11 protein-coding genes are annotated in these 8,986 nt (G+C 68.4%); 7 read left to right on the forward strand and 4 right to left on the reverse strand.

The genetic code is table 11. From position 1 onward, the window contains the following. Positions 1–874 (reverse strand): CaiB/BaiF CoA transferase family protein (locus VTU_RS0119875; RefSeq protein WP_010107811.1); only part of this gene is annotated, 874 nt, incomplete at its 3' end. A gap of 37 nt (positions 875–911) precedes the next feature. Next, positions 912–1,880, reverse strand: coding sequence for a Bug family tripartite tricarboxylate transporter substrate binding protein (locus VTU_RS0119880; RefSeq protein WP_010107812.1), 969 nt, complete (start codon positions 1,878–1,880; stop codon positions 912–914). 261 nt (positions 1,881–2,141) lie between these two features. Between VTU_RS0119880 and VTU_RS33970 the strand changes: the two genes are divergently transcribed. Together VTU_RS33970 and queC are read left to right on the forward strand one after the other, a co-directional pair. Then, complete coding sequence (locus tag VTU_RS33970; RefSeq protein WP_169315428.1) at positions 2,142–2,288, forward strand: hypothetical protein; 147 nt, start codon at positions 2,142–2,144, stop codon at positions 2,286–2,288. Between the two features lie 55 nt (positions 2,289–2,343). Then, complete coding sequence (queC, locus tag VTU_RS0119890) at positions 2,344–3,057, forward strand: 7-cyano-7-deazaguanine synthase QueC (protein WP_010107814.1); 714 nt, start codon at positions 2,344–2,346, stop codon at positions 3,055–3,057. A gap of 43 nt (positions 3,058–3,100) precedes the next feature. On the opposite strand, the gene VTU_RS0119895 is transcribed toward queC, so the two are convergent. Further along, entirely contained in the window at positions 3,101–3,544 is a 444-nt protein-coding gene (locus VTU_RS0119895) for a hypothetical protein (protein WP_010107816.1), read from the reverse strand. A gap of 126 nt (positions 3,545–3,670) precedes the next feature. Between VTU_RS0119895 and VTU_RS28865 the strand changes: the two genes are divergently transcribed. Continuing rightward, complete coding sequence (locus VTU_RS28865) at positions 3,671–4,639, forward strand: LysR family transcriptional regulator (protein ID WP_010107818.1); 969 nt, start codon at positions 3,671–3,673, stop codon at positions 4,637–4,639. Positions 4,640–4,665: 26 nt separating this feature from the next. Next, positions 4,666–5,046: a VOC family protein gene (locus VTU_RS28870; protein WP_010107821.1), complete on the forward strand. Its 381-nt coding sequence runs from the start codon at positions 4,666–4,668 to the stop codon at positions 5,044–5,046. A gap of 13 nt (positions 5,047–5,059) precedes the next feature. On the opposite strand, the gene VTU_RS0119910 is transcribed toward VTU_RS28870, so the two are convergent. Then, positions 5,060–5,449, reverse strand: a complete 390-nt coding sequence (locus tag VTU_RS0119910; RefSeq protein WP_010107829.1) for a RidA family protein — start codon at positions 5,447–5,449, stop codon at positions 5,060–5,062. Between the two features lie 192 nt (positions 5,450–5,641). Here VTU_RS0119910 and VTU_RS0119915 point away from each other — a divergent pair, with 192 nt between their 5' ends. From VTU_RS0119915 to VTU_RS0119925, 3 genes are all read left to right on the forward strand, one after another. Further along, the gene (locus tag VTU_RS0119915; RefSeq protein WP_010107831.1) at positions 5,642–7,216 is read left to right on the forward strand and encodes an ABC transporter substrate-binding protein; all 1,575 of its coding nucleotides are present in this window, start codon (positions 5,642–5,644) and stop codon (positions 7,214–7,216) included. Between the two features lie 8 nt (positions 7,217–7,224). Then, entirely contained in the window at positions 7,225–8,166 is a 942-nt protein-coding gene (locus VTU_RS0119920; RefSeq protein WP_029554585.1) for an ABC transporter permease, read from the forward strand. 3 nt (positions 8,167–8,169) lie between these two features. Continuing rightward, a partial coding sequence (locus tag VTU_RS0119925; protein ID WP_029554586.1) for an ABC transporter permease occupies positions 8,170–8,986 on the forward strand: 817 nt, incomplete at its 3' end.

Genomic DNA, 8,986 nt, shown 5'->3' on the forward strand with positions numbered 1-8,986 from the left:
CGATATGGACGGCGCGCGCGCCGTGCGTGGCAAAGCGCGGATCGCGCGCAAGCCCTTCGGATTCGCCGATGGCGGCAAAAAAGCTGCGCCAGTGCTTGTCGTTGTAAATCAGCACGCACAGCATGCCGTCCTGCGTGGCGTAGGGCCTGCGGTGCACGCTGAGCAGCCGCGCGTAGCCCGGCCCGCCCAGCGGGGGATCGAAGCTCTGGCCCGCCATATGGTCGCCCAGAACGAACTGGGCCATGGCCTCGAACATGGGAACGACGATGGCCTGTCCCCGGCCCGTGCGCTCGCGCGCGTACAGCGCGGCCGTGACGGCGTAGACCGCGTGCAGCCCGGTGACGCGGTCCGCGAGCGTGGTCGGCGCGTAGGCCGGCTCGGGCGCGCCGTACTGCTGCATCAGCCAGGGGATTCCGGTGGCGCCCTGGATCAGGTCGTCGTAGGCCGGGCGCGCGGCGTCGGGCCCTTGCTGGTCGAAGCCGCAGCAGCTCACGTGGATGATGCGCGGGTTGCGCGCGCGCACCGCCTCGTAGTCCAGCCCCAGCCGCGCGAGCGCCTGCGGCCGCACGTTGCTGATGAGCAGGTCGCAGCCCTCGGCGAGCCTCAGGGCGGCCTCGCGCCCGGCGGGATGCTTGAGGTCCAGCGCGATGCTGCGCTTGCCGGCATTCGCGTGCAGAAAGATATGCCCCATGCCCGCGTTGCGCATCGGCCCCACATGGCGCAGGTTGTCGCCCTCGGGGGGTTCGAGCTTGACGACGTCGGCGCCGAGCTGGGCCAGGATCTGTGTGGCAAACGGCCCCAGGATGACCGAGGTGAGATCAAGGATCTTCACGCCCGCAAGCGGGCCTGCGGGCGCAGGTGTGGTGTTTGGCATGGGTTAGCTGCTCTTGGTCGTCGGCTGATCGGGGTACTCATTCGGGCCGGATTCCGGCCTGCTGGATCAGCCCGCGCCAATGCGCGAGCTGCTCGGCCACGTACCGGGCGAACGCCTCGGGGGTCTTGCTGGGCCAGACCTGAAAGCCGATCTGCGCCAGCTTGTCCTGCGTTTCCTTCTCGGCGAGCACCGCCTGGAGTTCGGCATGCAGGCGCTGCACGACGCCGGGCGGCATGCCCGCGGGCCCGAAGATGCCGTTCCACGAGGTCAGGTCAAAGCCCTTGACGACGCGTCCGATGGGCGGCACGCCGGGCAGCAGGGCCGAGGGCTGGGTGGTGGTGACTCCCAGCGTGCGCAGCTTGTCGCTGGTGAGCATGCTGCGGCCCGACCCCAGATCCACCACGTACACCTGCACCTGCCCGCCGACGAGGTCGGCCATGGCCTGCGGGCTCGACCGGTAGGGCACGCCCAGGATGTCGATTCCGGTGATCTGCTTGATGCTCTCCATCGCCACCAGGGAGGTGCTGTTCGGCGTGGCGTAGCTGAGCCTGCCCGGGTGCGCGCGCGCATGCGCGATGAGCTCGGTCAGCGATCGCGCAGGAACCGAGGGGTGCACGGCGAGCGCGAAGGGCAGTTCACCCACGCGCGCCACGGGCGTGAAGTCCTTGATCGGGTCGTACTTCAGGTTGCCGTAGAGCGCCGGGTTGGCCGAGTGCGAGGTGTTGGTCGCCATGAACAGCGTGTAGCCGTCGGGCCGCGCCTTGGCGACGAACTGCGCGCCCAATTGCGCGTTGGCGCCGGGCCGGTTGTCCACCAGCACCGGCTGCCCGAGCCGCTCGGCCAGCTTCTGGCCCAGCGTGCGCGCCACCGAATCCGTTCCGCTGCCCGCAGCGAACGGCACCACCAGCGTGATCGGCGCGGCGGGGTAGGGCGTCTGCGCCAGCGCGCACGTGCTGGCCGCCGCCAAGCCGCATGCGGCCAGCGCGGCCCGAAGGATCTGCTGCATGTGTCGATGTCTCCTGAATCGTTTTGTTTTGTTAGGCCGACCTGCCCGGGCCGCAGCGTAGCACGTTGGCGCGCGCAGCCATTGGCGTCCACTGACCGGAGCGCCCCATTGGCATTGCGGCATTGCGGCATTGCGGCATTGCGGATCAATTGGGTGCTCCTTCGCTGTGCAAGACGAGCGTATACGGTGCACGGCAAGCACCACCGACCTCTGGCCTGCGCGCGCTAGAATCCCACGGTTCCAAGCCGAATGCCCCCCACCATGTCCGAACACAAGCCCCCGCACACCCCCGAAGCACCATCGAACGACCCGGTGGAAAACATCGTTTCCGTGGTTCCCCTGGTGTTGCCCGTGGTCGGCGCAATCATGATGTTCCTGCTGGCATTCATCGCCGTGGTGATGACCTGATCGCCTGGCGCCGCCGGCCCCGCAACGCGGCGCACCCGCCCGATCGGTAGGCCCCATGCGACGACCCGGGCATGCCCTCGTCCTTTTTTCCGGCGGCCAGGACTCCAGCACCTGCCTGGCCTGGGCGCTGGAATGCTTTTCCCATGTGGAGACCATCGGCTTTGACTACGGCCAGCGCCACCACGTGGAACTCCAGGCCCGCGAGCGCGTGCTGGCGGGCATTCGCGAGCGCTTTCCCCGGTGGCGCGAGCGGCTCGGCGCCGACCACCTGCTCGATCTGACCGTGCTGGGCCGCATCAGCGACACGGCGCTGACCCGCGACGCAGAGATCCAAATGACCGCCGCCGGCCTGCCCAACACCTTTGTTCCGGGGCGCAACCTGCTGTTCTTCAACCTGGCCGCCGCCGTGGGCTATCGGCGCGGCTTGCACACCCTGGTGGGCGGCATGTGCGAGACCGATTTCTCGGGCTACCCCGACTGCCGCGACGACAGCCTCAAGGCCCTGCAAGTGGCCGTGTCCCTGGGACTGGGGCAGCGCTTCACCATCGAAACACCGCTCATGTGGCTGGACAAGGCCGATACCTGGGAACTCGCCCGCTCGCTCGGTGGGCCGGCGTTGGTGGAACTGATCGTGAACGATTCACACAGCTGCTACCACGGCGTGCGCGAGCAGTTGCACGCCTGGGGATACGGCTGCGCAAGCTGCCCGGCGTGCGCGCTGCGCCAAGCCGGCTACGAGCGCTGGAAGGCCCGCCCGGCAACTGCCTGATGGTGGTCGGCTTGCGCGCAGAGGCGGGCGGTAGTTTCCGTTTTCAGTAGGAGCACTTGCGCAGGTCGGTCACGCCGGGGGTGCCCATTGCGCGGTTCAACTCGGCCATGATGCGCGGGTCGCGCAAGGCGGTTTGCCAAGTGCGCTCATCCGCCATGGCTTGGCGGCGGCTTTCGGCCCAGGACTGGGCCGCGTGGCGCAGGGCAATGCCGGCACGGCGCGTGGGGGCGGCAAGCAGCGCCAGCGCGGCGAAGGCCAGGAGCCACAACAGCATCCATGCGGTGAGCAGATGGTCATCGCTCCAACTGTCGATCGCCCGGCTGGCCAACACCAGCATGGCCGAAACCATGGCCGCGAGCAGCAGGGTGGCCGTGCCACGGGCGCTGTTGAAACCGGCTGCGGCGTGCTTGAGCGCCGACAGCGCGTTCTCCACGCGCACGACACCGGGGTGTTCGCTGGGGTACTCAACGTTTGCAAAGCTGGTCATTTCGCTTTCCCTTTTTCAACGCCCATGGCGTAATTGCCGGGCGATGCAGCGATACTAGGGTTTACCCTTGATCTATTCAACTTATTATTCTGAATTGTTGTCATTCATGTTGGTGATGAACAAGCCATGGGCCTGCTGAATTTCCGCTCTCTGGACCTGAACCTGTTGCGCGTGTTCGACGAGGTGATGGCGCAGCGCAGCCTGACCCGTGCCGCGCACCGGCTCTCGCTGTCCCAGCCCGCCGTGAGCAACGCCATGCGCCGCCTGCGCGAAGTGCTGGGCGACGAACTGCTGGTGCGCAGCGGGCAGGGGGTGGAGCCCACGCCGCGCGCCCTCGCGCTCTGGCCGCCGGTGCGCGAGGCGCTCACGCAGTTGCAGGAGTCGCTGGCGCCGGGGCACTTCGATCCGGCGACGGCCGAGTCCACCCTGGTGCTGGCGATGGCCGACGCGACGGCCGCCACCCTGGTGCCGGCGCTGGTGGAGAGCATCGAGCGCGAGGCGCCGGGGGTCTCGGTGCGGGTGCTGCCCTTGACGACCCGGGATCCGCGGCGCCTGCTCGACGAGCAGGCCGCGGACATGGCGGTCGGCCATTTCCCCGCGGTGCTCGCGGACCTCACGGCGCGGGCGCAGTCGGGCGGCGGGCTGGCCTTTGAAAGCCGGCGGCTCTACGACGGGGAATACACCTGCGTGATGCGCCAGGACCACCCCCTGGCGCATGCCCCGCTGACGCTCGACGCCTATTGCGCGGCACGCCACATGCTGGTCAGCTTCTCGGGCCGCCCCTTTGGTTTCATCGACGAGGCCCTGGCCTCGCTGGGCCGAAAGCGCAAGGTGGTGATCACGGTAAACCAGTTCTTCACGGCCGCGCGGGTAGTGTCCGGATCGGACCTGCTGACCGTGCTGCCGCGCCACTTCGTTCCCGTGACGGGCCTGGCCGACGTGCTCGCGCAAAGGGCCTTGCCGCTCGACGTGCCCCCCGTCCACGTAGACGCACTCTGGCGCAGGAACGGCCCCCAGCAAAGCGCCGTCAACTGGCTGCTGCACGCACTGGCCCGCTGCGTGCGCCAGATTTTCCCGCAGCAGCCCGGGTCGTAGACGATTTCCAAGAGGAGTTGAACAGCATGATGAGCAATTTGTTTACGGATGATCTTGCCGCCACACGGCGGCTGTTTGAAGAACTCCTGGGCTTCCAAGTCGAGTTTGAGGCCGACTGGTTCGTCCGCATGAAAGCGCCAACCGGTGGGCAACTTGGTGTTATGGCCCGCACCAGCGAATTCATTCCGAAGGGGCATCAGAAGTTGCCGCAGGGCGTGATGATCACGGTGGTGGTGGACGACGTTGAGTCCTTGTTTGCCGTAGCGAAAGAGATGCAGCTCAACATCCTTGAGCCCCCTCGAGATTTGCCCTATGGGCAGCGTCGAATGCTGCTGCTGGATGCCAGTGGTGCGCTCGTGGACGTGTCTTCGCCCACCGCCCCGGTGGATTCACGCTATACAAGCTGAAGGGGCCCTGCGCTCAGGTTCTTGGTTTGTACGCGACAGCGTCGATCTCGACCCGGGCATCGACCATGAGCCGCGCTTCGGTGGTCGAACGCGCCGGCTTGTTCGCGCCGAAGTAGCCCATGTAGATGCGGTTGAAGGCGCCAAAGTCGCGCGCGTCCTGCAGCCAAACGGTGCTCTTGCACACGTCGTCGAGCGTGGCGCCGGCCAGCGCGAGCACGGCCTTGAGGTTTTCCATCACCTGGCGCGTCTGCGCCTCGATTCCGCCGGCAACGATTTCGCCGTCCTGGTTCGCGGGCACCTGGCCCGATACGTAGACGAAGTCACCGGCGCGCACGGCCGGGGAGAAGGGGCGGACCTGGCGGTCGGAGGCGGCGGGCGGGGCGCCAAGGTATTCGAGGGGCATGGGAACTCCTTTTTTGGGAGGGAACGGGAGGAGGCGACGGGCCGCGAGTATCTTCCGGAAATGAAAATATATTTCATAAATACTCGTTGAACCAGGGTAAGCCCGGATGATTTCAGCGGGAACATGCGCCAAATTCCAAGTCAGAGAGAAAATTTCTTTCTGATACTGCCTGTGCCCCACAAGGAGCTCCCCATGCCCCACGCCGCTTGCGTCCAGCGCCCCCTCTGGCCCCGGCTGTTCGCCGGCCTGCTCGCGCTGCTGTGCGCCGCGCTGCCCCAGCGGGGCGTGCAGGCGCAGGGCGCGCGCAATTTCGCCACGCTGGCGCTGGTGGCCGAGCCGCAGACCCTGGACCCGATGGCCTCGAGCGCCGACCTGGTCGCAACGATCATGCAGCATGTGTACGAGACGCTCTACACCTTTGACGCCAAGTGGAACGTGGTGCCGATGCTCGCCGAAGGCATGCCGAAGGTCTCGGCCGACGGCAAGACCTACGCCATCACCCTGCGCCGGGGCGTGATGCTGCACAACGGGCGCGAACTCAGCGCCGACGACGTGGTCGCGAGCCTGCAGCGCTGGATGGAGCAATCGCCGCGCGGCAAGGCCATGGGCCGGGTCGTCGGGAGCCTCAGGGCCCAGGGCGCGCTGGGCATCGAGGTCGTTCTCCGGGAAGCCTATGCGCCGCTGCTCGCACAACTCGCGCTGCCCAGCGGGATGGCCGCGATCATGGCCAGGGACGCGATCGCCTCGCCGCTGAAGGACTTTGTCGGCACCGGCCCCTACCGCTTCAAGGAACGCCGCCCCGACCAGTTCGTGCTGCTCACGCGCTTCGAGCGGTACAGCGCGCGCCCGGAGCCCGCGAGCGGCTACGGTGGCAGGCGCGCAGCGGCGATCGAGGAACTGCGCTTCGTCCCCGTACCCAACGCGGCCACGCGCGTCGAAGGCGCGCTCGCCGGCCAGTACGACTACGCCGACCTGCTGCCGGTGGAGGCGCTGCCGCGGCTGGAGAAGTCCGGCGGCAAGACCTTGGCCATCATGACGCCCGCGTTCGGCTTTGCGTACCTGGTGCTCAACACCCGCGAAGGCGTGGCCGCGAGCCAGCCGCTGCGCCAGGCGATCCAGACCGCGCTGGGCGCGGGCGAGATGCTCGCGGCCGGTTTTGGCGACACGCGCTTCTTCGTCGCCGAAGCCAACCATTTCCCCAAGGGCTCGCCGTTTTATTCGACCGCCGGCGCCGACCAGTACAACCAGCGCAACGCCGCCCGGGCCAGGGACGCCGCAGCCCAGGCCGGCTACCAGGGTGCGCCGGTGCGCGTGCTCACGAGCCGCCAGTACGACTTTCACTACAACATGGCGCAGCTGATGGCCGGGCAGCTCCGGCGCGCGGGCTTTCGGGTCGAGCTCGACGTGGTCGACTGGGCCACGCTGGTGCAGCGGCGCAACGACCCGAAGCTGTGGGACATCTACGTGACCCACTCCGGCCAACTCCCCGATCCCATGCTCTCACCGCCGCAACTCGGCGACGGCGCGCCCGGCTGGTGGGACACGCCCGCGAAGCGGGCCGCGCTGCGGGCCTTCAACGTCGAGATCGACCCGACCAAGCGCGCTGCGCTCTGGGGCACGGTGCAGCAGCTGATCTACGACGAGGTGCCGTACGTCAACGTCGGCAAGTTCCATGGCCTGTCGGCCAAGAGCCCGGCGCTGGAGAACTACCAGAGCGCGATTTGGCCGTTCTTCTGGAACGCGAAGATCGCGCCGCAGACCCGATGAAAAAATCCCTGCTGCGCTACCTCGCCGCACGCGTGGCCGGCATGTTCGCCGTGCTCGCCATCGTGGCGCTGCTCGTCTTCGTGCTCACGCGCGTGGCCGCGGGCGACCCGGTCGCGGTGCTGCTCGGCGACCAGGCCAGCGCGGCCGACATCGCCCGCGTGCAGCGCGAGTACGGCCTGGACCAGCCGCTGCCGCTGCAGTTTGGCTACTGGCTGCGCGAGCTGCTGCAGGGCCGGCTCGGCGAGTCGATCTTTCTGCAGCGCCCGGTGGCGCAGGCGCTGTGGGAGCGCGCCGAACCGACCGCGCTGCTGACGCTGATGGCGGTGGGCATCGCGGCGCTCATCGGCCTGCCTTGCGGAATCGTTTCCGCCGTGTTCCGCGGGCGCCTGCCCGACCAGCTGTTCACCGTGAGCGCGATGTTCGGCGCGAGCATTCCCGGTTTCTGGCTCGCCATCGTGCTCATCCAGATCTTCGCCGTGTCCTGCGGCTGGTTTCCGGTGTCCGGTTATGGCGCGCCCGGCGCGGCGCTCGCCGAGCGGCTGCACGCGCTGGTGCTGCCGGCCTGCGTGCTGGGCCTGCTGAACTCGGCGCTCATCATCCGCTTCACGCGCGCCGCGATGCTCGACGTGCTCGGCGAAGACTACGTGCGCACCGCGCGCTCCAAGGGCCTGAGCGAGCCCGTGGTGGTGCTGCGGCACGCGCTGCGCAATGCGCTGCTGCCCATCGTCACGGTGCTCGGCCTGACGGTCGCGCTGATGATCGGCGGCGCCGTCGTCACCGAGACCGTGTTCGGCCTGCCCGGCGTGGGCAACCTCGTGGTCAGCGCCGTGCTGCGGCGCGACTACCCGGTCATTCAGGGCGCGCTGCTCGTGATCGCCGCGATCTACGTGCTCATCAATTTCTCGATCGACCTGCTGTACGCGGTGCTCGATCCACGCGTGCAGGTTTGAGCGATGCGCCCGCCCCGGATGCTCCGCCAGCTGATGCAGCGCCGCAGCGTGCTGTTTTCCGCGCTGCTGTTGCTGGCGATCGCCGTCCTGGCGGTCGGCGCGCCGGTCCTTGCCGGCGCCGACCCCAACGAAATGGCCGTGTTGCAGCGTCTGCAGGCGCCGAGCGCCGAGCATCTGCTGGGCACCGACGAGCTCGGGCGCGACGTGTACGCGCGCGTCGTGCACGGTGCGCGCCATTCGCTGGCCATTGCCGCGCTCACCGCGCTCGGCGCGGTCCTTGCCGGCAGCGCGCTGGGCCTGCTGGCCGGTTTCCTGCGCCGGCTCGACGCGCCGCTGATGCGCGTGGTCGACGCGATGCTGTCCTTCCCGGACATCTTGCTGGCGATCGCGCTGGTGGCCGTTCTCGGACCCTCGCCGAGGAACACGGTGCTGGCTCTGGTGCTGGTCTACACGCCCCGCGTGGCGCGGGTGGTGCGGGCCTCGACGCTGGTGCTGCGCGAGCTGCTGTTCGTCGAGGCCGTGCGCGCGCTGGGCGTGCGCAGCACGCGCATTCTGTGGCGGCACATCCTGCCGAACCTGACGTCGCCGATCCTCGTGCAGCTGTCGTTCATCTTCGCCTGCGCGCTGCTGGCCGAGGCCGGGCTGTCGTTCCTCGGCGTCGGCGTGCCGCCCGATATCCCAACCTGGGGCAGCATGGTCGCGGGCAGCCAGCAGTACGCGCACCAGGCGTTCTGGGTCGTGCTGTTCCCGGGGCTGGCAATCATCTTCAGCGCGCTTGCGCTGCAACTGCTGGGCGACGGCGTGCGCGACCTGCTCGATC

The organism is Verminephrobacter aporrectodeae subsp. tuberculatae At4 (assembly GCF_000193225.1).
Taxonomy (GTDB): domain Bacteria; phylum Pseudomonadota; class Gammaproteobacteria; order Burkholderiales; family Burkholderiaceae_C; genus Acidovorax; species Acidovorax aporrectodeae.